This window comes from Spirulina major PCC 6313 (assembly GCF_001890765.1).
Taxonomy (GTDB): domain Bacteria; phylum Cyanobacteriota; class Cyanobacteriia; order Cyanobacteriales; family Spirulinaceae; genus Spirulina; species Spirulina major.
Genome location: NZ_KV878783.1, coordinates 4,420,883 through 4,444,544, shown reverse-complemented (window position 1 = coordinate 4,444,544; position 23,662 = coordinate 4,420,883). Strand labels below are relative to the sequence as shown.

Sequence of the window (23,662 nt, the reverse complement as noted above, 5' to 3'; positions counted from 1 at the left end):
AACATGCCCTCTGGCCGCACCCACGATCGCATCACCCTCTGGAGTTTGCCCGTTATCGTCGGCCTGTCGATGTTGGCGACCCGCAACGCGAAGATCACGCTGCTACTCGCTAGCGGGTATCTCTTTAGTGGTCTGATGTTCGGCCCCGATTTGGATATTCATTCGGTGCAGTTTAAGCGGTGGGGGCTGTTGCGGGGGATTTGGCTTCCCTACCAAAAGAAAATGCGCCATCGTTCCCGTTACTCCCACGGGTTTCTGATTGGCACTGCGATTCGGGTGGTGTATCTCTTGGTGATTGTGGGGGCTGGGGTGGGGGTGGGAGGTGCGATCGCTCATCTCCTCTTTGACCTGCCGTGGGATTGGGGGCAAGCCTGGCAGCAGAGCCAAGCCTTCGCCCAAACCCATGCCCTCGGCGGTGTGGCGCTGTTTATCGGCTTAGAGTTGGGGGCGATGAGCCACAGCCTCGCAGATTGGACGGGTTCCGCCTATAAACGATGGCAACGCCGCCAACGTCCGAAAAGCACCCCCAGCACCCCGCGATCGCGCAAAAGCACCTACAAACGCAGCAGCAAATCTAAACCGTGAGTATCCGTGCCGCAGGTTTGGAAAAGGTTGAAGCGATCGCCCAAGGCTTTCACCCGCTCTGTTTCCTTGGGGCTGGCCTGCCAAGGGTTGGTGCGCCGGTAGTTGTAATAGGCTTCCACACCATCAATGCCCCACTGGGCCACCATCGGGATCAATTCCTGAGCCGAACGACGATACCGTTCGGGGTGAGCCAATACCGCTAACCCCCCCGCTGCATGGATCGCCGCGATCACAAAGGCCGCTTCGGCGGCTGTGCCCCGTGGGGCCTCGCCCTGTAAATACGATTGAAGTGCCGGATGTTCAGGATTGAAGCCGTAGCCCAAAATATGAACATCAGTGTCATGGATGCGGGCAGTGATTTCAACCCCCGTCCACAGATGAAGCCGACAGTCTGGAACCTGGGCATCTAGCCACTGTTGAGCACGATAATATCCCTCAACGGTGTGATGATCCGTCAACGCCATGCCGTTCAGGCCAATGCGGAGGGCTTGGTCAATAATGCTTTCGGGAATCAGTTGCCCGTCGGAACTCTGGCTGTGCAGGTGGAAGTTGTAGTGATGGGGACAGCTTTCAGCGTCGAGAGTCTGCCACACTTGCTTCAGGGTCTGGGTGTCCTGTGCCGTGGTTGTCAATGTTAAGGCCTGTGTCATACAGAAGTCCATCCGCTACGAAAAATGCCACTCAGTCACCTGTGATGCAGTTTTGCAAAAAGGTTTAATTTTATTACATTCCTTATCACTTTAGCAAAATCTAATGTTGATTACAGACTGATGTGATTGGATTTCATGACAGGATTGATAATAGAGAGCAATTGTTCCCAATGTGGAAAACCTGTGGAAAACCCGATCGGGTTTTCCACAGGTTGGGGAAAAACTGAGTGGGAATGCTGAGGTTATGGCAGGGGAATCGCGACCTGTTCCAGGAGGGAGAGGGGGCCAAGGGTGGTTAAGGTGGCGCGTTGTTCGGGGGTGGCGACAAAGAGCGTGCCTGCAAACCCAAGGGAATTAACGGAAATGCCTTGATAACGATCGCGCGATCGCGGCACAATCACCATCCAAGCGCGGGTCATCAGAAAATTATAGGGGGCCGTCTGTTGTTGGCCCTGATAGTGAAGACCAGCGGTGCTCAGTAATTCGCCATAACAGCGATGAAGATCGGCCGGGGTCATGGTGCGCGTGAGGGAGGCGAAGGCGTGGCGAAAGCGGAAGGCGGGAATTGGATTCGGGGCGTGGGGGTCGGGCATGGCGGCGATCGCCGCCTCTAGGGGCAGGTCGTACCCCGGCGGCAAAAGCGGATAGGGCACGAGCTGAAGGTGTTTATGGCGTTGACTGGCCCCGGCATCGCGACCCCCGTTATAAAAGGCCAACCCCTCTATTTCCGAGAGGGCGTGAGCGATCGCCGCAAAATCCGCCACCGTCAACCAGGTTTCCTGCGCCTCAAAGGCCCGCGTCACAATCAAGCTATGGTGCTCCACCACATTGAATTTATTCAACAAGCAGAGGTGGGTCGGCGAGAGATCCGCCACAAAGAGCGCCTCCTCGTAGGGCAAAAACGGATTGAAATCGGGAGCACGCGATCGCAGCAACGTATCAAGAGCCGTCTTGCGCTGCAAATTATCCGACACATGGACCAAAAACGTCAGCCCCGCCGCCGTCAAAAACTCATGATGGGTACTGATGGGTTGTAACGCCCCACTTTTTAGGGCATTGGTGCTACAACTCACTAACGATTGCCAGAGGTTCAAGCCGCTCATTTCCCCGCTCCTGTCATTGCCATAAAAAATGCGATCGCCCTCTGGAGAAAGCGATCGCCCCTGCCCCATCACCATCGCCCCCCGAAGACCAAAACCCTTCCGGTTCCTAGGGCGACGATCCGGTGACGGCGCTTAAATCATCGCACTAGAGATCCTGCTCACTAAAATCACGCGCCAAATGATCAAACGGCGCATCGATAAAGCTCACATCCACAATCCCGGCTTCCGTGGCCAACTCTTTCACCACATCCTTCATGATTTGAATCCCCATCACCGTCGGGCCAATGGGCACACCCAACGAGTTATAGGTTTCTCGCAAGCCCTGCAACACCCGTTCATCAAGAACATTGGTATCATCTGCCACCAACGCATAGCTGGCATACCGCAAGTAATAATCCATATCCCGCAGGCAAGCAGAATACCGACGAGTGGTATAGGCATTACCGCCCGGACGTAATAATTCAGGCACGGTCTCAAACAATTGTGCCCCCGCCGCCTTCACGATCGCCGCCGCATTGGCCGTAATCATCGTCGCCACAGCAATCCGATCCGTCCCAGAGGCGAAATAGGACTGCAACCGATCCATCGCATCCCGATCAAAGTACCGGCCGCTGACATCATAGTTTCTGATTAAGCTGGTGACTGCATCTCTCATTTAAACTGCGCTCCCAATCACTAAATTTTTTTTGGTAAAGGTAGCCGATCACAGGCTCGGAATCTGGCACTAATCTAACGCCCCATCATCCCATAGGGAAGACCGCTCTGAGTCGTTGAATTTAAGAAGATCGCCAAATTGACTCACAATTGATACGTTTCGTAACATATTGCCCCCAACCTTTGCAAAATATTACAGACTGTCAACGTATATTGCGTTGGTGAATCAGTTACAGCCCATAGCCAAAGCTTTAGGATGACTTCGGGGAATCCCATGAAATTCCGTAATTTTTGATACAAAAGTCAATCGACGTGCTTTCTAGGATAACTCTCGATGATTTAATACCGGCTGAAACTCCTGAAGGAAGGATTATCCCTATGCCAGAGACCCCTCAAGACGTATTGCAGATGATCAAGGATGAAGACATCCAGATCATTGACCTCAAGTTCATTGACTTGCCCGGAACGTGGCAGCATTGCTCGTTCTATCAAAACCAAATCGACGAAGATTCCTTTGTCGATGGTGTGGCGTTCGATGGCTCCAGTATTCGCGGCTGGAAAGCGATTAACGAATCGGATATGTCCATGGTTCCCGACCCGAAAACCGCCTGGATTGATCCGTTCTACAAAGAAAAAACCTTGAGCATGATTTGCAGCATCAAGGAGCCGCGCACGGGAGAATGGTACTCCCGTGATCCCCGCAGCATCGCCATGAAAGCCGTTGACTACCTCAGTTCAACCGGGATCGGAGACACAGCATTTTTTGGCCCTGAAGCGGAATTTTTCCTCTTCGATGATGTGCGTTTCGACCAAAATGAACATGAAGGTTACTACCACGTTGATAGCGTCGAGGGTCGTTGGAACTCCGGCCGCATCGAAGCGGGAGGGAACTTAGGACATAAGCCCGGTTACAAACAAGGCTATTTCCCCGTTGGCCCGACGGATACTCAGCAGGATATCCGCACCGAAATGTTGCTGACGATGAAAGCCTGTGGGGTTCCCATCGAGAAGCATCACCATGAAGTGGCGACCGGTGGACAAAACGAATTGGGCATTCGGTTCAATACGCTGATCCAAGCAGCGGATGACCTGATGACCTATAAGTATGTGGTCAAAAATGTGGCGAAGAAATACGGCAAGACGGCGACGTTTATGCCGAAGCCGCTGTTTAATGACAATGGTTCTGGGATGCACACCCACCAGTCGATCTGGAAAAATGGTGAGCCGACCTTCTTTAGTGCCGATGGCTATGCCAACCTCAGCCAAACGGCGCTGTGGTACATCGGGGGGATTCTGAAGCACGCGCCTGCTTTGTTGGCATTTACGAACCCGTCGATCAACTCCTATAAGCGGTTGGTGCCTGGGTTTGAAGCGCCGGTGAACTTGGCTTATTCCCAGGGGAATCGTTCGGCTTCGGTGCGAATTCCTCTGTCTGGGCCGAGTCCGAAGGCGAAACGGTTAGAGTTCCGCTGTCCCGATGCGACGGCGAACCCCTATACGGCGTTTGCGGCGATGCTGCTGGCGGGGATTGATGGGATCAAGAATCAAATTGATCCGGGTTCTCCCTTGGATGTGGATATTTATGATCTCAGCCCTGAGGAGTTGAGCAAGATTCCGAGTACGCCGGGGTCGTTGGAAGAGGCGTTGGAATGCTTGAAGAATGATCATGAGTTTTTGACGGGCACGGGGGTCTTTACGCCGGAGTTCATCGAAAACTGGATCGCCTACAAGATCGATACGGAGATCAACCCGATGCGCTTGCGGCCCCATCCCTATGAGTTTGCGCTCTATTACGATGCGTAGAACGGGCGCAGCCTAGGGTTGTGGGATGAGCAGAGCGATCGCTTCACTGAAGCGATCGCTCTTCGTTTGTGAGGCCCCACCCCAGATCCCCGCTGGGGATCGCATCTGGATACAATAGGCAAGGGAAACGCCATGGATGATCAAAAGCTGTGTTTGTGAATGTTGAACAATGGGTGAAGCGTCTGAAGGGGCGCAACGGTCTAATCAGCTTGGTTTTGCTGGGATTGTTGACCCTGGGCTTGACTGTGTTTTATGGCCTCCAATTGCTGCGTCAACCGGACACCGAGGCGGGAGCGGGGGAAGAAGCAGCGATCGCCCCCCTCGAATCCATCACCGCCCTCGGTCGGATTGAACCCCTGGGGGAAGTGATTCAACTATCGCCCCCACCGGCCCTAGGGGGAGCCAAGGTTGAGCGGCTCTTGGTCGAAGAAGGTCAGACGGTGATCGCGAATCAAGTGGTGGCCCAGCTTGACAACTACGATCGCCTCCAAGCTGCCCTTGATAAAGCCCGGCAGGATGTCAAAGTGGCGGAATCCGAGCTAGCGCGGGTGGCAGCCGGGGCGCAGGTGGGGGAAATTCGGGCGGCCACAGCGCGGATCGAGCGTTTGCAGGCCCAGCGTCAGGGGGAGGAAGTGACGAATCAAGCCATCCTCGAACGCCGCCAAGCTGAAGTGAATCACGCCCGCACGGAATACAATCGCTATCAACAGCTATTTGATGATGGGGTGGTGTCAGCATCGGAGCGCGATCAGCGACAGTTGACCCTGACCACGATGGAAAAAGCCTTGCGGGAGGCAGAAGCCCAAGCCCAGGAAACCGATGCAACCCTGGAGCGACAAATTCAAGAGGCCCAAGCCGATCGCGATCGCATCGCCGAAATTCGCCCGGTGGATTTGAACCAAGCCCGCGCCCGTGTGGATCAAGCGCAAGCGGTCGTCCGGCAGGCGATTACGGATTTAGAATTGGGGGTGGTGCGATCGCCCATCATCGGTCAAGTGCTGCAAATTAATGTCTATCCGGGAGAAGCGATCGACAGTGGATCAGGAATCCTCGACATTGGCCGCACCGATCAAATGGTGGTCATCGCCGAAATCTACGAAAGCGACATCGCCAACATCGCCCTCGACCAAACCGCCCGCATCACCAGCGAAAACAACGCCTTCACCGATGAATTACAAGGTCGTGTCTCCCAAATCGGCCTCCAAGTCGGCAAAAAAGATGTCCTCGACACCGACCCCCAAGCCGACATCGATGTGCGCGTCGTCGAAGTCGAAATTCGCCTCGATCCCGCCGATAGCCGCACCGTCGCCGGACTCACCAACGCCAAAGTCCTTGTTGAAATTGATCAATCCGCGCCATGAAGATCCCCCTCGCTTGGCTCCAACTCACCCATGAGCGGATGCGGCTCCTGATTGCGATGGCGGGCATTGGTTTTGCCAATCTCCTGATGTTCATGCAGTTTGGGTTTCGAGATGCCCTCTTTGAAAGTGCGGTGGTGCTCCATCGCCGCATCCAAGGCGATGTTTTTCTCCTCAGCCCGGAAAGCACCGCCCTGATCGCCATGGATTCCTTTTCCAATCGTCGTTTGTACCAAAGTGCCGGGGTAGCCGGAGTGGAGGCGATTTACCCCCTGTACATTGATTTTGCCCTCTGGAAAAACCCTGAAACTAAGGCAACGCGGGGCATTATGGTGTTGGGCATCAACCCCATGGATGATTTTCTAGATTTACCGGGACTGGCCGACGCGAAACACCAGATCCAGCGGGAAGATGCGGTGCTGTTCGATCGCCTCTCTCGCCCGGAGTTTGGCCCGATTCCCGACCTCTTTGCCACCGCAGAAAGCGTCACGACCGAAGCCAATGAAAAACGTCTGACGGTGGTGGGCTTGTTTGATCTTGGGGCCTCCTTTGGGGCGGATGGCAATGTGATTGCGAGTGAAACGACCTTCCTCAATATTTTTACCAATCGGGACGCGGGCCAGATTGAAATTGGGGTGATTGAGTTAGCCGAGACGGCGAATCCGGAGGCGGTGATCCGTCGCTTAAAACAACACCTTCCGGAAGATGTGTTGGTGTTGTCCCGCGCAGAATTTATTGCCTTTGAGAAAGACTATTGGGAGACGGGGACAGCGATCGGGTTTATCTTCACCCTGGGGGCAGGGATGGGGTTTATTGTCGGGGTGGTGATTGTCTATCAAATTCTCTATTCTGATGTGGCGGATCATCTGCCGGAATATGCAACGCTGAAGGCGATGGGCTATGGCGATCGCTACCTGCTGACGGTGGTGTTTCAACAGGCGATCATCCTCGCGTTGATCGGCTATGCGCCGGGCCTGGGGATTTCCAGCCTGCTCTACGTCCTCACAGCCCAGGGAACCAGCTTACCGATGGCGATGACCGCTAGTAAGGCCCTCACCGTCTTGTTTTTGACCGTAGTGATGTGTATGGGGTCGGGCGCGATCGCCGTCCGCAAACTCAGCGCCGCCGACCCTGCCGATATTTTTTAACCCCCTTTCGCAACGTTATTCCCCCTAAAACGCTGATGTCTGCAATTGTTGCCATTCACGACCTCAACCACTACTACGGCAGCGGCGAACTCCGCAAACAAATCCTCTTTGACATCACCCTCACCCTCAACGCCGGGGAAGTGGTGTTACTCAAAGGCCCATCTGGGTCAGGGAAAACTACGCTCCTCACCCTAATGGGGGCGTTGCGATCGTGCCAAACCGGCAGCCTCCAGGTTTTGGGTCAAGAATTAGTCAACGCCCCCAAGGCGAAGCTCGTCAATATTCGGCGCAATATTGGCTATATTTTCCAAGGCCATAACCTGCTGCATTCCCTCACCGCCCGGCAAAATGTGCAAATGTCCGCCGAACTTCAACCGTTGCGATCAGCCGTGGCGAAACAACGCTCTGAACAAATGCTTACCGCTGTGGGCTTGGCAGACCACATCGACTATTACCCCGCCCAAATGTCCGGCGGCCAAAAACAACGGGTTGCGATCGCCCGCGCCCTCGTCAGCCACCCCAAAATGATCCTCGCCGACGAACCCACCGCCGCCCTCGACAGTAAATCCGGTCGCGCCGTCGTCGAACTGATTCAACAACTCTCCAAAGAACAGGGCTGCGCCAGTCTGATCGTCACCCACGACAACCGCATCCTTGATGTGGCCGATCGCCTCGTTCACCTCGAAGATGGCCGTCTGACAGAAATCCATCCCTCAGCGACCCTCGTTTCGAGCTAATGGCTAGCAGCGATCGCCCCCCATCACCAGGATTCTGCATTATGCAATGATGGAATCCAGATGCAGGATTAATGCGGTTTTGTTGATGACGATCGGCGACGAGCAGCAGAGGGGGGGCGGGGGGGCGTTTTGCCACCGGCTGCACGGGGACGAGCTTTCGCGCCGTTGGGGGGAGCGGGAGGTTTGCGATCGCGCGTTCTCCCTGGAGATTTTGGCTTCGGAGCCACCGCCATATCCATCCCGTCCTCTTCTTCCCCAGCCCCTCCCGCTCGACGATTAGGATTGGTGCGGAAACTCACGTTCACCCCTTCACCAGACTGTTCAAGCACCAGTAACGGCGTGGGTTTAGCCTTTTGATCCCAATCCATCAACACCACCCGCCCTTGAATCGTCGGCTGCCAAGTGTCGTGATCTTCGTTGGGGCTGAGAAACTTCTCAATACAGTCAATAATTTGGTTGATCGTTGTCGATGTGGACTGGGTGGGGAGTTTAGTGAGTTTAATTTGGGTACGAAATAGAACCCGCTTGGTGCGCTTGCCTCGGGTTTCAGTTTCGTAGGTGACATCAAACATTTCATCCACTTGCCGCCCCCCCGTAGCCGCCACCCCCACTTGATGGTTCGCGGTGCTCGGACGCAAGGCGACACTAATTAACTGCTTCACGCGAATCTTAATTTGGTTCACAATGGCATAGTGGAAAACCTCTTCATCCATCCGCAACCGCAAATAATCCAGGTTGAATTCCCGCGAGTGGATGAGGTCGGGGTTTGCCTCCATTTTCTGGATGGTCTTGAGGGCTAATTTCAGTCGCTTTTGTAAATCCTGTGATTTATACCGCTCAAACTTGAGGTCTTTTTGCAACTTGTCGTAAATTTTGAACTTCGTGTAAGCGGCTCCACCGGCTAAGGCTCCGCAGAGAACCAGCGTAATGGCGATCCACAGGATCGGTAAGCCACCCCCTTCCGCTGCGGGGGGAACAGGAGCGGCAGGGGCGGCGGGTGGTGGCGCTGCCTCTTGAGCAAGGACGGGTTGAATTGGGAGCAGTTGCGAAAACATAGTCTTTTCCACTTCAGCACAAGAATGGCAAGGATTTCGGAAACCGAGATTGTTGGAGGATGCACAGAATCAAGGACTAGATCGCTTCCAGTCTCAGGCTGTGATCATGAAGGTTGTGTTGCTTGCGCTACCCCCATTGCACGTCAATGGATTCCACAACACAGGTTTGAGTCCAAGTGTTCTTTGTTATTACAACTATAACAGCACCCTTTCCTCGTCCTTAGAATTAGGGGGGATTCTTCATTGTTCACCACGGGGAAGATCTTCCCCGTTCCGACGAGATGAGGCTCGCCCGTTGCCGACTGTTGCCGGTGGTGCAAAGAGAAACAGGGTTACGGTGGTGTAACCCTGTCGGTAAAGTAGACTATCTCCACAGTGGGGAGATTGACCTGTGATTTTGAACCTAGGCTGTGAGCGTCGCGGCCTTGACGGGATAGAGAGCTTCACGGGTTTCTACCATTGCCGCCACAAGGCTGTCAATGTCCTCGGTGGTGTGGAGAGCATTGGCGGTAATCCGGAGTCGAGGCTTGGCGATGAACCAAATGGGTGATACCCAAATGCCATGTTCCACCATCAAGTGTTGGGCAAAGGCTTTCGGGTCACAATCGCTGGGGAGGATGACAGGAACCACGTTGGTTTCGCCGATCGCATCGAATTCATGTTCGACGAGGCGCGATCGCAGATAGCGAGTATTGGCTTGGAGGCGTTGCACCAGTTCCGGATATTTGCGCACCTGACGAATACTTTCAAGGGCCGCAGCCGTCACCGGTGGCGGCAGGGAGATTGTGCCGATCGACGTGGGAGACACATCGAGAAGATCAATCAGTTCGCGGCTGTGGCTACTGATCGCCGCCCCCGCAGAGGCAGCAAATTTGGAAAACGTGGTCATGATCAACGGCACCATGCCCCGATCAATCACCGATTGAGGGGTGATCCCGAAATGCTCGTAAATGCCGCGACCGGTGGGACCGAGGGCTCCGCTGGCATGGGCTTCATCCATGACGATGACACTACCGGGGTAGTTTTCCATCACATCGATCATATCCGGCAGGGGGACGAGATCGCCATCCATGGAGAATACCGCATCGGACACCACGAGGATGCGATCGCCCGGCTTCGCATAGCGGCGCAACTTCCGCGCCAAGTCATTCATATCGCAATGGCGATAGGGCTTGACCCGCACATCCGGACTGTAGCTAAATACCTTCCCCGACCGATTATCCGCATTGACCACCGCCGACACAATGCAGCCGTGGTTGAGCACATCGGTGAGAATCAAGGTTTCGCGGGTATTTTGGAACCCCGGCACCGGCATTGCCAAATGACAGAACCCATCCATCAACGCCTGCATCGCCATCCATGCATTGAGGAACAGTTGGGTATGGGGCAGATCTTTAAACGCGGAAATTTCGTTTTCGAGTTGGCGATGGAGATCAATACGACCACTGAGCACCGAGCAGGAACTATTGGATGTGCCATACTGATAGATTGCATCAATGGAGGCTTGGCGTACAGCGTCAGACTGGACCAGACCCAGCACATCGTTGGTGCAGAACGTGAGCACCGTGCGGCGGATTCCGGTAGACCCTTCCTCCACTTCGATGATGTTGCCGTGCTTTTGGTGGCAGATAAACTTTTCGGGATAGAGGCTATGGCTCTGTAGCCCCTGCATATATTCTTTAACGACTTGCACCGTTCACTCCTTAGCTTTAGATCTAGGTGGGATGACTTGGATGATGGAAATCATGGGATGGAGGCGAGTTCAGAATCATCAACGTGCGGAGACTGCGACGTTGGGTGAGATGACTGAACACCATCCTGTTTGAGAATGACCCGCTGAAGGGCAATGATCGCCGGATTCACTTCGACATAACGACGTTGGCGATCGCCTTCATAGGTTCGCTGCTCGCTCTCGATCATTTCGACATCTTGATCGAGAAATGGCTTTAATAAAAATCGCCAAATGACGCGAGACAGTAAAGGTCGAACCACGGTTACAAGGGTTTGAGGTAAGCGAATTTTCAAAAATAATAATGTGAATGACCGAGTTTCTGTCGGCGAAACGGGCAAACGCATTAAATACATCCGAGACACCCCCTCTAGTGTGTTCGAGTAGTGCGGATAACGATACCGAATCGAAATGATTCGAGTCGTCACGCGATCGCCGCGATCGCTCATGCCTAAAAATTGGCTGAGTCGCCCCTGATAAGATACTTGGTAATCGGCTTCTACGTCCGTATCCGTTTGATGCAAATGCAAAAGTTTGGGATCGAACCAACCTTGCAAATTCCGATGGAGAAACCCATGGAAGACATCCATCGTATTTTCATTACAGATGGAAAAATGGGCGTTGAATTTTCCCGGAATCGGGACCATTAGCCAATTAGGGTCATCATATTCCGGCACGGTGGGCAAGGGAACCTGTTCCGCCTCGCTCGGATCGCCGGGAAACACCCAAATGATGCTAAGTTGCTCTTGCACTGGATAACTACGGGCCTGGGCACAGGGAAGCTTTTGATCGGATGGAAAATAGGGGATATTGACGCACTGGCCCGCACCGTTAAATTCCCAGCCATGGTAGGGACAGAGGAGGCGATCGCCGCTCACCTCCCCCTTATGAAGGGCCACCCCTTTGTGGGGGCAAGCATCTTCTAACGCCTGTAGCTGACCTTGGGTATCACGAAAGACAGCGATCGCTTGCCCCCAAATCTTGACTGGCATGACTTCTCCTGCCTTGAGCCGCGTTGACCAGGCCACCGGATACCAATAATTTGGATTTATCCCCGCTTCCCTGACCTGATTTTGCACGGTCTGACCGGTTAACGTTGGAGCCAGTTCCATCCTATACTCCTAGTTAAAATTTGTAACAATCTTTGAGCTAGGATCATAGCAGACTTTAGTTGCAATGATTCACTCAGGGCGTGACAGGCTTCAGACTGTCCTCAGTCTCGCAATCCTCCTCGGTTACAACTCCTTTAATCAAGACTTGCAACCCCTCGTATCATCCGAACACAAAAATTCTATGGTTTTTATTCTCCTATTCATCGCGGCATTCGTCTTTTCAAGCTTTGTTGAATACTGGATTCACCGCCTCATGCACGCCAACGCCCGCATCGGTCAACGCCACCGCGACCACCACCGCCGCAACGAAGGCCAAGGAGTGCTGTGGGAATTTCTTGACTATGTTAAAGGCGCGTTCGCGGCCATGCTTCCCGTCTTTCTCGTCTCCGTCGAAGCGGGTCTCGGTTGGCTCCTGGGGGCGATCGCCTACGCCGCCTTTTCCGCCTACGCCCACCAGTTACAACACGAAAACCCCACCAAATGCTTCTGGATGAAAATGCCCGTCCACTACGTTCACCACAAACATAATATGTGGCACCACAATTTTGGCCTCGGCGTTGACTGGTGGGATCACATCTTCGGCACCTACAAAGTTGTGGAATGGCCCACAGACCAAGAAACCAACGAACCCGAACGGGGTTACCTTACCCTGCGTTGGTGGTAATTGCGGCCCACACCAGAGGAACGGATGCGATCGCGCTCCGTCTCCCTCTGAACATGCGAGTCATTCAAACACAGCTTGAAAATATTTCACCCAATCGCTTCAGGGGGTAGATAATAATCTCAACCAGTCAAGATGGTACAGAAAAGTCGTCATGCCAGCCAAAACGCCAAAAGTCACCTGCCCAAGCTGCTCCCACACCTTTGATTTGAGCGAAACCGTCCAAGACTTTTTAAGCCGAGAAAAAGTCGAATTACAGAAAAAACTGGACAAAGAAAACGAAAAGCAGCAGAAAAAGATAGAACAAGAGTATCAAGAAAAGCTCGATAAAAGTCAAGCTGAACAACGCCAAAAATCCCAAGAACTGACCCAAGCACAAGCCGCCCTCGAAGTGCAAAAACGGCAACTCCAAGCCGAAAAAGACGAACAGGCTTTCACCATTCAAAAACAAGTGAGCGAAATTCTTGAACAAGAACGGGTGAAGCAGCTTGCCAAACAAAAAAAGCTAGAACAAGAGTATCAGGAAAAGCTCGATAAAAGTCAAGCTGAACAACGCCAAAAATCTCAAGAACTGACCCAAGCACAAGCCGCCCTCGAAGTACAAAAACGGCAACTCCAAGCCGAAAAAGAAGAACAGGCTCTCACCATTCAAAAACAAGTGAGCGAAATTCTTGAACAAGAACGGGTGAAGCAGCTTGCAAACTGGAAAGAACAGGCGTACCTCGAAGTACAAGAAGACTATAAACAAAAATCTCTCAGCAAAGATCTCAAAATCGAAGAACTAACTGAACAACTCACTCGCACACAGAAATCCCTCGAAGACGCTCAGCAAAAATCTACCCAAGGTTCCACTGAACTCGAAGGTGAAGCCCTCGAAAACCTTGCTCTCAAGACGATTAAATCCACCTTTCCCACGGACAAAATCGACAAAACCACCAAGGGTGCTCACGGTGTTGATTTATATCAATCTGTGATGTACAACGGTCAAAATTGCGGTTTAATTGTCCACGAAATCAAAAACACGAAGAACTATCAAAAAGATTGGATTCCCAAGCTCAAAAAAGACATTGTTGAAAAAAAAGCGACCTGTGCTGTCCTCCTGACGAAAACGATGCCGGATGGAGTAGAGGCAGGGTTTAAATTTGAAGATAATATTTTGATTGTGGATTGGTTTTCGTACCGTTTGGCGGTGTCAATGTTGCGCAATCAGATGATCAAGATTCAAGAGAAAAGTCAATCCATTGAGATTGGTAACCGCTATGCTCTTGATCTTTGGACTTATGTTAATGGTGCCGATTTTGCGAACCAATTAGAACATGTGATCACGCGCCAAAAAAATGCCCAAAAGCAGTTTGATGCGATGCGGAAAAAGTTTGCCACGTTTGAACAAAGTTTCGCCAATGCCATCCAAGCCCAGGAAGACCTGATTGGCCGTTTGGGAGCGTTTACGATGGAAACGGAAATCTTGGAACTGCCGGAGGGTGAATAGTTTGGGGGGAGATGCGGCTGGGATGATCGCCGGGATGCGCCTCACGTTTGATCCTGATTTTAGGTGAGGTACTGTTCGAGGAGGGTGATGCAGTGGGCGATCGCACCCAAGGGCGCAATTTCATAGCCGTGGGTGTTTTCCGTCGCAAACCCTAGGCAAGCGCCCCGTGCCACATGGCCAAATTTCATCGCGATCGACGCATCACTGCCAAACCCGGCAATCACCGCCTGTTGAATCGGGATGTTAGCCCGTCGTGCCCGGTCGGCGAGGTCTTGGGTCAAGCCTTCGTCATAGATGCCGTAGCCGTCTTGGTTGAGCAGGATCGGGGCGGTGCTGTCGGCGATCGCATATTCCCGCGCCAAGGGGCAAATCTCCAAGGCAATCAACGCATCAAGCTGCTGCCGTTGGGAAAAATACAACGCCCCCACCGCCCCCACTTCCTCCTTCGCCGATGCCACGAGATAGGTGTCATGGCGGGGTGTTTTGTCTCGTAATCGCTGGGCCAGAGCCAAAAGAATCGCCACGGAAGCCTTATTATCGAGGGTGTAGCTGGCAATGTGATCCTGAAGACGGATCGGGTGTTTGCGATGCTTCCCCACCACGACGCGACTGCCTGGCCGCACCCCTGCCACAGCCAATTGATCCACCATAAGCTTCGTCTCGATCCAAGCCTGTTCCCACTGCACCGGGGCGTGATCCTGTTGCGCCTTTTGGGGGGATTCGTGGGATACATGGCGCGAGCCAAAAGAAAGAATGCCGCTAATCGTTTGGTGATCCCCCAAAATATCCATCACCCCTTCCCCATAAATCCAGGGAAACGAGCCGCCCAACTTCCGCACGGCTAGCCGACCGTTGGGTTGAATCGCCTTGACGATCGCACCAATTTCATCCTTATGGGCCGTAATCGCCACCGAACCCGGTTCTCGCCCCGCAAACTTGGCAATAATGTTGCCCGCTGAGTCTTGCCAATAGTCCACCCCCAAGGCCCGCAACCTGTTGAGAATGTACTGGTCTACCTCACCCTCTAAGCCGCTGGGGGAATGACAGAGCACTAATTCAGCAATCTGGTTAAATAAAGAATCAAAATCGATTAAATTGTCGCCCGCATCCACCATGAGTCAACACCCTACCTTGAACCGATTCCAGTTTACCGAAGACCTTGCCATCTGTCCGTTGCTGAATGGGATGTGGCAAGTGTCCGGGGGCCATGGCAAGATTAACCCCAAACAAGCTGTGGCCCAGATGTTTGACTATGTGGATGCGGGGTTGACGACCTGGGATTTGGCGGATCATTACGGGCCAGCGGAAGACTTAATCGGGGAATTTCGGCGGCAACTGATCGCGCAACGGGGGGCAGAGGCTTGGACTGGTGTACAGGCGTTGACGAAGTGGGTGCCTCGACCGGGGGAGATGTCCCGTGAGGTGGTGGAACGCAATGTCGATCGCGCCCTGGAACGGATGGATGTGGACTGTTTGGATTTGATGCAGTTTCACTGGTGGGACTATGGCGATCGCCGCTACTTCGATGCTTTGGGGCATCTTGCGGATCTACAAACAGCGGGGAAAATCAAACACCTGGCCCTGACGAATTTCGACACCGAACATTTACAAGCAGTTCTTGATGCGGGGATTGCGATCGCTTCCAATCAAGTGCAATTTTCCCTCATCGATCGCCGTCCTTTGGTGAAAATGGCCCCATTTTGCGCGGCGCGGGGGGTGAAGTTGTTGGCCTACGGAACCTTGGGCGGTGGTTTGTTGACGGAGCAATTTCTCAATGCAGGGGAGCCGAGCCGCTGGTCACTGAAAACCGCCAGTTTGGGCAAATATAAACAGATGGTGGATGTGGGGTATGGTTGGCAACTGTTTCAAGACCTGTTGCAAACCCTGGCAAAAATCGCAACGAAACATCAGGTCAGTATTGCCAATATTGCCGTGCGCTATGTGTTGGAGCAAGAGGCGGTAGCTGGGGCGATCGTGGGCGCACGGTTGAGTATTGCCGAACATATTGCGGAAAATCTGCGCGTCTTCACGTTTCAACTGGACGATGACGATGATCGGCAACTGGAGGCGGTATTGTCCCAAGGCGATGATCTGTTTGCCTTGATTGGTGATTGTGGGGATGAGTATCGGCGTTAGGATGCGATCGCACAAACACAAAATCGAGGGGTGAGCCTGTCGAACTCTGCCAATCTTGGACTTCGATCGGCTCAGTCTTCCGCCATGCAGCTAATATTAAAAAATGTGTCAGACTGTGAAAAACCTCCTGTCATGATCCATGTTGCAAACACTGAAACTCCAGTGGAAAGTATGGCTTGTTTTACCGTGGGCCGTTGCGATCGTCGGCTGTCAGTGGGAACGCAGTAGCCAAGCCCAACCCCAAGGCCCTGGTGAGGAACAGAATCAACTGCCCCTTGTGGATGTGGCGATCGCGGCTCCGAGTTCCACCCCATCCACCTTGGCCTATTCCGGAACCACTGCGCCGACTCAGACGGTGGTGGTGCGATCGCGCAGTGCCGGACAAATTCTTCGCCTCACCGCTGACGTGGGGGACACCGTTGCCCAAGGCGCACTCATTGCCCAACTTGACAACGCCGTCCAACGCCTCGACATCAGCGAAGCCCAATCCGAACTCGCCGCCCGTCAGTTTGAAGTGGAGCAAGCCAAAGCCGAACTCGCCGCCGTTCAAACTCAAGTGGAACAAGCTAAAGCCGCTTGGGAGCAGGCGAAAGTTGATGCCGAACGCTACAAATCCCTGGCAGCGGATCAGGTCGTTTCCCTCCAAACCGCCGAACTCGCCGACACCGAACGCCGCACCACCGAACAAGTCTACAAAGCCGCCACCGCCCAAGTCCAAGCCCAATCCCGCGCCGTGGATGCCGCCAACCGTCGCGTTAATGTCCAAGCCGCCCTGATTGCCCAAAGCCTCGAACGTTCCGACGATACGCGCCTCAATGCTCCAATTTCCGGGGTGGTGATGACTCGCGCCGTGGAAGCGGGGGACTTTATGCAGCCGGGGCAACCCATTTTAGAAATCGGCAACCTCAGCCAGATTCAGATCACGATCCAGGTGTCCGATCGCGACTTAGCCCAGTTCCGGGTTGGGCAAGGCGTGCAAGTGACGCTCGATGCGCTGCCGGGTCGCACGATTACCGGCCAGATCACCACCATTTCCCCGGTGACTGACCCCGCAGCGCGGCTTGTCCCCGTGGAAATTGCGATCGCTAATCCCGGCGGCGGCATCGGCAGCGGTCTCCTCGCCCGCGTCACCGTGAACACCCCCGATCGCGGGATCTTACGCATTCCTGAAACAGCGTTGAACTGGTCAGCGGCGGGGGATGAGGGAACAGTCTTTGTGCCGCGCACGGAGACGGCGGACACCGTTGTCGAAGCCCGCCCGGTACAGGTGGGGCAGCGCAACAATGGCGAGGTGGAAATTTTATCGGGACTCGAACCGGGGGAAGCCTTTGTCGTGAAGAGCGATCGCCCCTTGAGCGGCGGCGAAACCGTCCAGCGCAGTTTCCTCTCCCAGTGATCCCGACCGTTCAGATCCGGGCAAAACGCACCCTGAACCTAGGGCACCCTGAACCTAGCGCACCCTGAACCTAGCGCACCCTGAGCGGAGTCGTTGGCGAAGCCTCCCGTAGGGATTAGGGTAAGCGGCCGGGCTTCGACTCCGCTCAGCCCTCGACTCCGCTCAGCCCTCGACTCCGCTCAGCCCTCGGTAACTTTCAGCCCTCGACTGTATCAACTCATCTCTGCTCCCACTCCTCACCATGACGACCTCCCCACCCCCCAGCAGCCTGAGCATCCTTGCCATTCGCCGTCACATCGCCACGCTGATGTTGACGATCGCACTCCTCGTCCTCGGAGCCTTTGCCCTCGGCCAGTTGCCCGTGGACTTGCTCCCCTCCATTACCTATCCTCGGATTGGGGTGCGAGCCGATGCGCCGGGACTAGTGCCGGAAGTAGCAGTCAATGAAGTGACGCGCCCCCTCGAAGAAGCCCTCGCCGCCACCGAAGGCGTGACGCAAATTTTTTCCCAAACCCGCGAAGGGCGGATCAGTATTGATCTCTTTTTTCAACCCGGTGCGGATGTGGATCAGGCGTTAAACGATGCCACCGCTACCCTTAACCGTGCCCGCAGCACCCTACCGGACACGATCGAACAACCCCGCCTGTTTAAATTTGACCCGTCTCAACTGCCGGTATATGAATTGGCAATCACATCGCCCGCGTTGACAGCGGTGGATTTGCGGATTTTTGCCGATGAGGAATTGGCGCGGGAATTGATTCGCGTGCCGGGGGTGGCCAATGTGGATGTGACCGGGGGCGTGCAGGAAGAAATTCAGGTGAATTTAGATCTGAAACGCTTGCAGTCCTTTGGGTTGGATGTGGTGGATGTGCTCGATGCCTTGCGGGAACGCAATGTAGACACATCGGGGGGCTTGCTCCGGGGGGGCGATGCGGAATCCTTAACGCGGGTGGTGGGGCAGTTCCAAACGGCGGATGAGGTGCGGGATTTGGCGATTAATGTGGGCAGTGCCGACACGCCGCGCACCGTGACCCTCCGGGATGTGGCTGAGATTCGGGATGACATCGAAGAGCAGCGCATTTTTGTGACCCTGAACCGCAGCCCGGCGGTGAAGGTGAGCATTCAAAAGCAGCCCGAAGCGAACACCGTTGAGGTGATCGACGCGGTGAAGGCGAAGCTGGCGGATCTCCAAGCCTCGAACCTGATGCCAGCGGATCTAGAGATGACGGCGACGTTAGATGAGTCGAAATTCATTCGCAATTCGATTCAAAATGTGGCGATCGCAGGTCTATCGGGGTCAATTTTGGCCGCGATCGTCGTCCTCCTCTTCCTCGGCTCCTTCCGTCAAACCCTGATTATCGTGGCCGCGATTCCCCTGGCCACCCTCACCGCCTTGATCCTGATGCGGATGTTTAACCTGTCCTTGAACGTGTTCAGCTTGGGGGGGTTAGCGTTGGGGGTGGGGATTGTGGTGGATAACTCGATTGTGATGCTCGAAACCATCGCCAAGGGACTCACCGCCGATCGCGACACCCCACGTCCCCCCAATCGTCAGCGCCGCTCCCCCCGCTGGATTCGCCGCACCGTGGAAAGCAGCAGCCAATCCTTAGAATCGGCCCTGCTCGCTTCAACCTTGACCAACTTAGTGGCGGTGTTGCCGTTCCTGTTGATTGGCGGCTTTTTGTCGCTGATTTTTAGTGAATTGGTGCTGACGGTGAGTTTTGCCGTGGCTGCGTCGTTAATCATTGCGCTGACCGTCGTTCCGGCGTTTTCCTCTCGTTTGCTGGCGACGAATAGTAATAACTGGGTGCAGCAAACCGGCCCCATTCAGGGGTTTCAGCAGGGGGTCGAACGGTTTACCCGGAGTTATCAGGGGGTGTTGCGCTGGGTGTTGCGCCATCGGGTTTGGGTGATTTTAGGCGCGATCGCCATTTTCGGCGGTGGCAGTCTGTGGATGGCTCCGCAATTGCCCCAGGAAATCCTGCCCCGCATTAATACCGGCCAAGTCAGTCTCTCCGCCCAATTTCCCACCGGCACCACCATCGAAGCCAACCGCCAAGTCATGGCCGCCATTGACCAAATCCTCCTCGAACAACCCGAAACCGACTATGTATTCACCACCGCCGGGGGGTCACTCTTTGGCAATATCACCGTTAACGATGCCCTGCGCGGGTCGAGCACGATCACCCTCAAGCCCAATACCGCCGTGGGGGCCTATGTCGATCGCGTCAATGGCCTCATTAACCAGCAAATTCGCTTAATTGGCGCATCGATTCGGATGCGCCCGGATTCGGTGCGGGGCTTGATTCTCAGTAACTCCCCCACCCGCGATGATATTGATGTGGTGTTGCAGGGCTTAGATGCTCAATCCTTAGCCACGGCCGGCGAGCAAATTCTCGCCGCCCTCGATCAGCAAGCCATCCTCGCTCGCTACGAACCCGATGCCGTCCCACCCCGCCCCGAAGTCCAGATTCGCCCCGATTGGCAGCGGGCGACGGAATTGGGGTTAACGGCGGAGGAAATCGGCGAGACGATCCAAACGGCCCTCGATGGTTCAGTGCCGACCCAATTGCAGCGGGGCGATCGCCTTGTGGATATTCGCGTCCAACTGCAACCCGGCATCATTCAACAGGCGAACCAACTCAGCAGCCTTCCCCTCTTTACCGACAATGCCCAAGCCGTGCAACTGGGCGACCTGGCGGACATTGCAATCGGCCCCGCACCGGGAGAAATTCAACGGATTAATCAGCGGCAAATTCTGCTCATTGAAGGCAGTTTAACGGAGGGCACGAGTTTGAGCGCGGCTCTGGATGAATTGGAGGCGATCGCGAGTCAGGTTCAATTACCGGAGGGGGTGAGTCGCTTACCCAGTGCCGCTGCGGGGACAAATCAACAATTGCAAGCCTCGTTAAAACTGCTGGGCAGCCTGGCGGCGTTCTTGGTGTTTGTGGTGATGGCGGTGCAATATAATTCGCTCCTTGATCCCTTGGTGATTATGCTTACGGTGCCGCTGGCGTTGGCGGGGGGGATTTTGGGGCTTTTTGTCACTGAAACGGCCGTGGGGGCGACGGTGATCGTCGGGGCGGTGCTGTTGGTGGGGATTGTGGTGAATAACGCGATTATTATGGTGGAGTTGGCGAACCAAATCCGGGAGCGCGATCGCATCACCCACCGCGCCGCGATGCTGATCGCCGCCCCCCAACGCCTCCGCCCGATTTTAATGACCACCCTCACCACCGTCCTCGGCCTCTTTCCCCTCGCCCTGGGGATTGGTGAGGGGTCGGAATTTCTGCAACCCCTGGGGGTTGTCGTCTTTTCCGGACTATCCCTCGCCACGGTGTTAACGTTGCTGATTGTCCCCTGCTTTTACACGCTGCTCCATGAACTTCGCCATCCCCCGTCCCGCTTTCAACCAACAGGCATCCTAGATCGCCAGCCCCAACGTCACTCTTAGGATCGTTTGGCCTTGCACCGGGGCCGGAATAGGGGACAATTAAAAAGGCAATCTCGCCATGTATACATGGCTTTCTCGTTCCCGCTGACCTATGACGATCGCATCCCACCTTTCCGCTGCTATCCCCCTCGATCAGATCCGGTTTAATGACCAGGGCCTTGTGCCGGCGATCGCCCAAGACCACCTCGACGGCACGGTGTTGATGCTGGCCTGGATGAATCAAGCGTCATTGGCCAAAACCCTGGAAACGGGTGAGGCTTGGTATTGGAGCCGTTCCCGCCAAGAACTCTGGCACAAAGGCGCAACCTCTGGCCATCTCCAACGGGTGCAGTCAATGCGCTACGACTGCGACAGCGACGCGCTGCTCCTATCCATTGAACAGGTGGGAGATATCGCCTGTCATACCGGGGAACGGAGTTGTTTCCACCAAGTGGGTGGGGATAAACAAGCACCGGGGGCAAATATGGTGTCAGAACTCTATGACGTGATTTGCGATCGCCGTGACCACCCCAACCCCGACTCCTACACCTGCACACTCCTGGCCGGGGGCGATAACAAAATCCTCAAGAAAATCGGTGAAGAATCTGCCGAAGTGGTGATGGCCTGTAAAGATGATGACCCGGATGCGATCGCGGGGGAAGCCGCCGATCTGCTCTATCACACCCTCGTTGCCCTTGCGCACCACAATGTCCCCTTCCGCGCCGTCCTCGAAAAACTTGCCGAACGTCGCCGTTAACGCGATAATGGGGGGCCGGCCGTCTAGAGGTCACATTTCGATCTAAAAGGGTTTTGCCGTTTTAACGGTGTAGATGTCTGGTGAGTTTCCGACCTGATTAGGATAGTTTGCTTGCGTGAATGGCTTGTCTATAAAGCATTTGAACCCCAAAGCAGATCCTAACAGCGGCAAATTTCCACAACGTGCTCTGGCGTTGATCTGCCCTCAGTCGTTGAAGAATATCTGCCAAAAGGAGGTTGTGAGGTCTCAGCAAGGTGGAAGAAAATATAAAGAGTTGAAAGAGTTCTCGTCAATACCGAGTAGGCTGGTAGCTTATCAATTTACCCTGGATGAAACGAGCGTCAACAGAGGGACACACCGCCGCCCTACTGCCAAGCAAAATCAATGAATCAAGTAATTAAGGATATGGAAGCGATGCCGAAAAGTGTTGAGATCAGAAAAGGAACCGACGACTTGCCGTGTTTCGTCTCGGTTCCTTTTCTTGTTCGCTCCTCACACAATAATTAGAATAACGAATGGTTTTGAGTCTGTCAACTTAAGTGAGGAAATTGCTGGCTTGATGTCTTGATGTCTTGACTTAATTGCTGGCCCTCCCCATCCCTTAACCCCGGAAATCCTAGGGATGGCTTAAAGGTTGAAGTTCGGGGATCTCGCCATTCCCCCCCTCGCCAGAAATCGCCGTTATCCCCCACCATAGAAGTTACTGACCCAACCAAAGGAGTCTTGTGCCAACCATGCCAACAGCAAACCTCTCAACTGCACCCAAAGCGGTCTCCACGGATCTGGTGCGTACCTACCTCCAAGAAATTGGGCGTGTTCCTTTGCTCACCCACGAGCAAGAAATCCGTTACGGGAAGCAAGTTCAGCAGATGATGGAACTGCTTGCCCACCAAGAACAGTTGGTCGAAGAGTGCGATCGCGAGCCGAGCCTGGCTGAATGGGCAGACCGCGCCCAACTCAACGAGACGGAACTGCAAGATCAACTGAACCAAGGCAAACTAGCCAAGCGGGCGATGATCGAAGCTAACTTGCGCCTCGTGGTCTCGATCGCGAAGAAATACCAAAAGCGCAACATGGAGTTCCTCGATCTGCTCCAAGAAGGCGCGTTAGGGCTAGAACGCGGGGTCGAAAAATTTGATCCGACCCGTGGCTATAAATTTTCCACCTATGCCTATTGGTGGATTCGTCAGGCGATTACCCGCGCCATTGCTCAACAATCGCGCACCGTCCGTCTGCCGATCCACATCACCGAAAAACTCAACAAAATCAAGAAGACCCAGCGCGAACTGGCTCAAGAATTGGGTCGCCGCGCCACGCCGAAGGACATTGCGATCGCCCTTGAAATGGAACCCAGCCAAGTGCGGGACTACCTCACCGTGGCGCGTCATCCCCTGTCCTTGGATATGCGTGTCGGGGACAACCACGACACCGAACTGTCGGAACTCCTCGAAGATGAAGACGCTTCCCCCGATGACTACGCCACCCAAGAATCCCTCCGTCAAGACTTGCAAAGCTTGATCTCGGAACTCACGCCCCAACAGCGACGGGTGATCATCCTCCGCTACGGCTTAGAAGATGGTAATCCCTTGTCACTGGCTAAAATTGGTGAACAACTCAGCCTCAGCCGGGAGCGTGTTCGGCAACTCGAACAACAAGCCCTGAATCAATTACGCAAGCGTCGGGCACGGGTTCAAGAATATATCGCGAGTTAACCGATTCTGGTCTCTAACGTTGAACGTTTTTTTGATGTTCAAGACTTAACTTAATGTGTTGGTGAGAGGTTTGATAGTACTTTGGGAGAGTGAAAACTCTCCCTTTTTGCTGTCCCATTTTTGGGAATTTAGACCGTAAGTGTT

Annotated in this window: 19 protein-coding genes; 12 read left to right on the top strand and 7 right to left on the bottom strand. The window is 54.3% G+C overall.

The features are described from left to right. Positions 1–3: 3 nt before the first annotated feature. The gene (locus SPI6313_RS19725; protein WP_072622532.1) at positions 4–585 is read left to right on the top strand and encodes a metal-binding protein; all 582 of its coding nucleotides are present in this window, start codon (positions 4–6) and stop codon (positions 583–585) included. On the opposite strand, the gene SPI6313_RS19720 is transcribed toward SPI6313_RS19725, so the two are convergent. The 3 genes from SPI6313_RS19720 to apcB all read right to left on the bottom strand — a co-directional run bounded on the left by SPI6313_RS19720 (position 555) and on the right by apcB (position 2,993). Further along, positions 555–1,235 (bottom strand): PHP domain-containing protein, encoded by a 681-nt coding sequence (locus SPI6313_RS19720; RefSeq protein ID WP_072622531.1) that lies wholly within the window; start codon positions 1,233–1,235, stop codon positions 555–557. The two genes, SPI6313_RS19725 and SPI6313_RS19720, sit on opposite strands and share 31 nt — an antisense overlap. A 242-nt stretch (positions 1,236–1,477) precedes the next feature. Next, positions 1,478–2,413 carry an ATP adenylyltransferase family protein gene (locus SPI6313_RS19715; RefSeq protein WP_217650679.1) on the bottom strand — a complete coding sequence of 312 codons (936 nt, stop codon included), beginning with the start codon at positions 2,411–2,413 and terminating at the stop codon, positions 1,478–1,480. A 70-nt stretch (positions 2,414–2,483) separates the two neighbouring features. After that, the gene (apcB, locus tag SPI6313_RS19710; protein ID WP_072622530.1) at positions 2,484–2,993 is read right to left on the bottom strand and encodes an allophycocyanin subunit beta; all 510 of its coding nucleotides are present in this window, start codon (positions 2,991–2,993) and stop codon (positions 2,484–2,486) included. Between the two features lie 377 nt (positions 2,994–3,370). On the opposite strand from apcB, the gene glnA reads away from it, so the two are divergent. The 4 genes from glnA to SPI6313_RS19690 all read left to right on the top strand — a co-directional run bounded on the left by glnA (position 3,371) and on the right by SPI6313_RS19690 (position 8,038). Continuing rightward, positions 3,371–4,795 (top strand): type I glutamate--ammonia ligase, encoded by a 1,425-nt coding sequence (gene glnA / locus SPI6313_RS19705; protein WP_072622529.1) that lies wholly within the window; start codon positions 3,371–3,373, stop codon positions 4,793–4,795. A 149-nt stretch (positions 4,796–4,944) separates the two neighbouring features. Continuing rightward, a complete protein-coding gene (locus tag SPI6313_RS19700; protein WP_139276704.1) occupies positions 4,945–6,156 on the top strand; it encodes an efflux RND transporter periplasmic adaptor subunit in 1,212 nt (403 codons plus the stop codon). Next, entirely contained in the window at positions 6,153–7,301 is a 1,149-nt protein-coding gene (gene devC, locus SPI6313_RS19695; RefSeq protein WP_072622528.1) for an ABC transporter permease DevC, read from the top strand. Before SPI6313_RS19700 ends, devC begins: the two co-directional genes overlap by 4 nt. Positions 7,302–7,336: 35 nt before the next feature. Then, the gene (locus SPI6313_RS19690) at positions 7,337–8,038 is read left to right on the top strand and encodes a DevA family ABC transporter ATP-binding protein (RefSeq protein ID WP_072622527.1); all 702 of its coding nucleotides are present in this window, start codon (positions 7,337–7,339) and stop codon (positions 8,036–8,038) included. A 68-nt stretch (positions 8,039–8,106) separates the two neighbouring features. Here SPI6313_RS19690 and SPI6313_RS19685 read toward each other — a convergent pair whose 3' ends face one another. The 3 genes from SPI6313_RS19685 to SPI6313_RS19675 all read right to left on the bottom strand — a co-directional run bounded on the left by SPI6313_RS19685 (position 8,107) and on the right by SPI6313_RS19675 (position 11,934). Next, on the bottom strand, positions 8,107–9,093 hold the full coding sequence (locus SPI6313_RS19685; protein WP_072622526.1) for a hypothetical protein: 987 nt from the start codon (positions 9,091–9,093) through the stop codon (positions 8,107–8,109). A gap of 403 nt (positions 9,094–9,496) precedes the next feature. Then, positions 9,497–10,786: an aminotransferase class I/II-fold pyridoxal phosphate-dependent enzyme gene (locus SPI6313_RS19680; RefSeq protein WP_072622525.1), complete on the bottom strand. Its 1,290-nt coding sequence runs from the start codon at positions 10,784–10,786 to the stop codon at positions 9,497–9,499. Positions 10,787–10,836: 50 nt separating this feature from the next. Further along, a complete protein-coding gene (locus SPI6313_RS19675; RefSeq protein WP_072622524.1) occupies positions 10,837–11,934 on the bottom strand; it encodes an aromatic ring-hydroxylating dioxygenase subunit alpha in 1,098 nt (365 codons plus the stop codon). A 181-nt stretch (positions 11,935–12,115) separates the two neighbouring features. Here SPI6313_RS19675 and SPI6313_RS19670 point away from each other — a divergent pair, with 181 nt between their 5' ends. After that, positions 12,116–12,598 (top strand): sterol desaturase family protein, encoded by a 483-nt coding sequence (locus SPI6313_RS19670; protein WP_072622523.1) that lies wholly within the window; start codon positions 12,116–12,118, stop codon positions 12,596–12,598. A 151-nt stretch (positions 12,599–12,749) separates the two neighbouring features. Further along, entirely contained in the window at positions 12,750–14,084 is a 1,335-nt protein-coding gene (locus SPI6313_RS19665; RefSeq protein ID WP_072622522.1) for a DUF2130 domain-containing protein, read from the top strand. Between the two features lie 59 nt (positions 14,085–14,143). Here SPI6313_RS19665 and SPI6313_RS19660 read toward each other — a convergent pair whose 3' ends face one another. Further along, complete coding sequence (locus tag SPI6313_RS19660) at positions 14,144–15,199, bottom strand: M42 family metallopeptidase (protein ID WP_072622521.1); 1,056 nt, start codon at positions 15,197–15,199, stop codon at positions 14,144–14,146. On the opposite strand from SPI6313_RS19660, the gene SPI6313_RS19655 reads away from it, so the two are divergent. From SPI6313_RS19655 to SPI6313_RS19635, 5 genes are all read left to right on the top strand, one after another. After that, on the top strand, positions 15,198–16,220 hold the full coding sequence (locus SPI6313_RS19655) for an aldo/keto reductase (protein ID WP_072622520.1): 1,023 nt from the start codon (positions 15,198–15,200) through the stop codon (positions 16,218–16,220). The two genes, SPI6313_RS19660 and SPI6313_RS19655, sit on opposite strands and share 2 nt — an antisense overlap. Positions 16,221–16,359: 139 nt before the next feature. Next, entirely contained in the window at positions 16,360–17,616 is a 1,257-nt protein-coding gene (locus SPI6313_RS19650; protein WP_072622519.1) for an efflux RND transporter periplasmic adaptor subunit, read from the top strand. A gap of 241 nt (positions 17,617–17,857) precedes the next feature. After that, positions 17,858–21,070 (top strand): efflux RND transporter permease subunit, encoded by a 3,213-nt coding sequence (locus SPI6313_RS19645; RefSeq protein ID WP_072622518.1) that lies wholly within the window; start codon positions 17,858–17,860, stop codon positions 21,068–21,070. A 91-nt stretch (positions 21,071–21,161) separates the two neighbouring features. Further along, positions 21,162–21,806: a bifunctional phosphoribosyl-AMP cyclohydrolase/phosphoribosyl-ATP diphosphatase HisIE gene (gene hisIE, locus SPI6313_RS19640; RefSeq protein ID WP_072622517.1), complete on the top strand. Its 645-nt coding sequence runs from the start codon at positions 21,162–21,164 to the stop codon at positions 21,804–21,806. 734 nt (positions 21,807–22,540) lie between these two features. Further along, complete coding sequence (locus SPI6313_RS19635) at positions 22,541–23,518, top strand: RNA polymerase sigma factor, RpoD/SigA family (RefSeq protein ID WP_072622516.1); 978 nt, start codon at positions 22,541–22,543, stop codon at positions 23,516–23,518. The last annotated feature ends 144 nt before the right edge of the window (positions 23,519–23,662 follow it).

Bases quoted from the DNA above. Each gene is read 5' to 3' on its own strand.
- SPI6313_RS19720 (WP_072622531.1), bottom strand. From the start codon at position 1,235: ATGACACAGGCCTTAACATTGACAACCACGGCACAGGACACCCAGACC.
- SPI6313_RS19655 (WP_072622520.1), top strand. From the start codon at position 15,198: ATGAGTCAACACCCTACCTTGAACCGATTCCAGTTTACCGAAGACCTT.
- glnA (WP_072622529.1), top strand. From the start codon at position 3,371: ATGCCAGAGACCCCTCAAGACGTATTGCAGATGATCAAGGATGAAGAC.
- SPI6313_RS19725 (WP_072622532.1), top strand. From the start codon at position 4: ATGCCCTCTGGCCGCACCCACGATCGCATCACCCTCTGGAGTTTGCCC.
- SPI6313_RS19690 (WP_072622527.1), top strand. From the start codon at position 7,337: ATGTCTGCAATTGTTGCCATTCACGACCTCAACCACTACTACGGCAGC.
- SPI6313_RS19670 (WP_072622523.1), top strand. From the start codon at position 12,116: ATGGTTTTTATTCTCCTATTCATCGCGGCATTCGTCTTTTCAAGCTTT.
- SPI6313_RS19715 (WP_217650679.1), bottom strand. From the start codon at position 2,413: ATGGTGATGGGGCAGGGGCGATCGCTTTCTCCAGAGGGCGATCGCATT.
- SPI6313_RS19675 (WP_072622524.1), bottom strand. From the start codon at position 11,934: ATGGAACTGGCTCCAACGTTAACCGGTCAGACCGTGCAAAATCAGGTC.
- SPI6313_RS19665 (WP_072622522.1), top strand. From the start codon at position 12,750: ATGCCAGCCAAAACGCCAAAAGTCACCTGCCCAAGCTGCTCCCACACC.
- SPI6313_RS19660 (WP_072622521.1), bottom strand. From the start codon at position 15,199: ATGGTGGATGCGGGCGACAATTTAATCGATTTTGATTCTTTATTTAAC.
- devC (WP_072622528.1), top strand. From the start codon at position 6,153: ATGAAGATCCCCCTCGCTTGGCTCCAACTCACCCATGAGCGGATGCGG.
- hisIE (WP_072622517.1), top strand. From the start codon at position 21,162: ATGACGATCGCATCCCACCTTTCCGCTGCTATCCCCCTCGATCAGATC.
- SPI6313_RS19645 (WP_072622518.1), top strand. From the start codon at position 17,858: ATGACGACCTCCCCACCCCCCAGCAGCCTGAGCATCCTTGCCATTCGC.
- SPI6313_RS19650 (WP_072622519.1), top strand. From the start codon at position 16,360: ATGTTGCAAACACTGAAACTCCAGTGGAAAGTATGGCTTGTTTTACCG.
- SPI6313_RS19635 (WP_072622516.1), top strand. From the start codon at position 22,541: ATGCCAACAGCAAACCTCTCAACTGCACCCAAAGCGGTCTCCACGGAT.
- SPI6313_RS19685 (WP_072622526.1), bottom strand. From the start codon at position 9,093: ATGTTTTCGCAACTGCTCCCAATTCAACCCGTCCTTGCTCAAGAGGCA.
- apcB (WP_072622530.1), bottom strand. From the start codon at position 2,993: ATGAGAGATGCAGTCACCAGCTTAATCAGAAACTATGATGTCAGCGGC.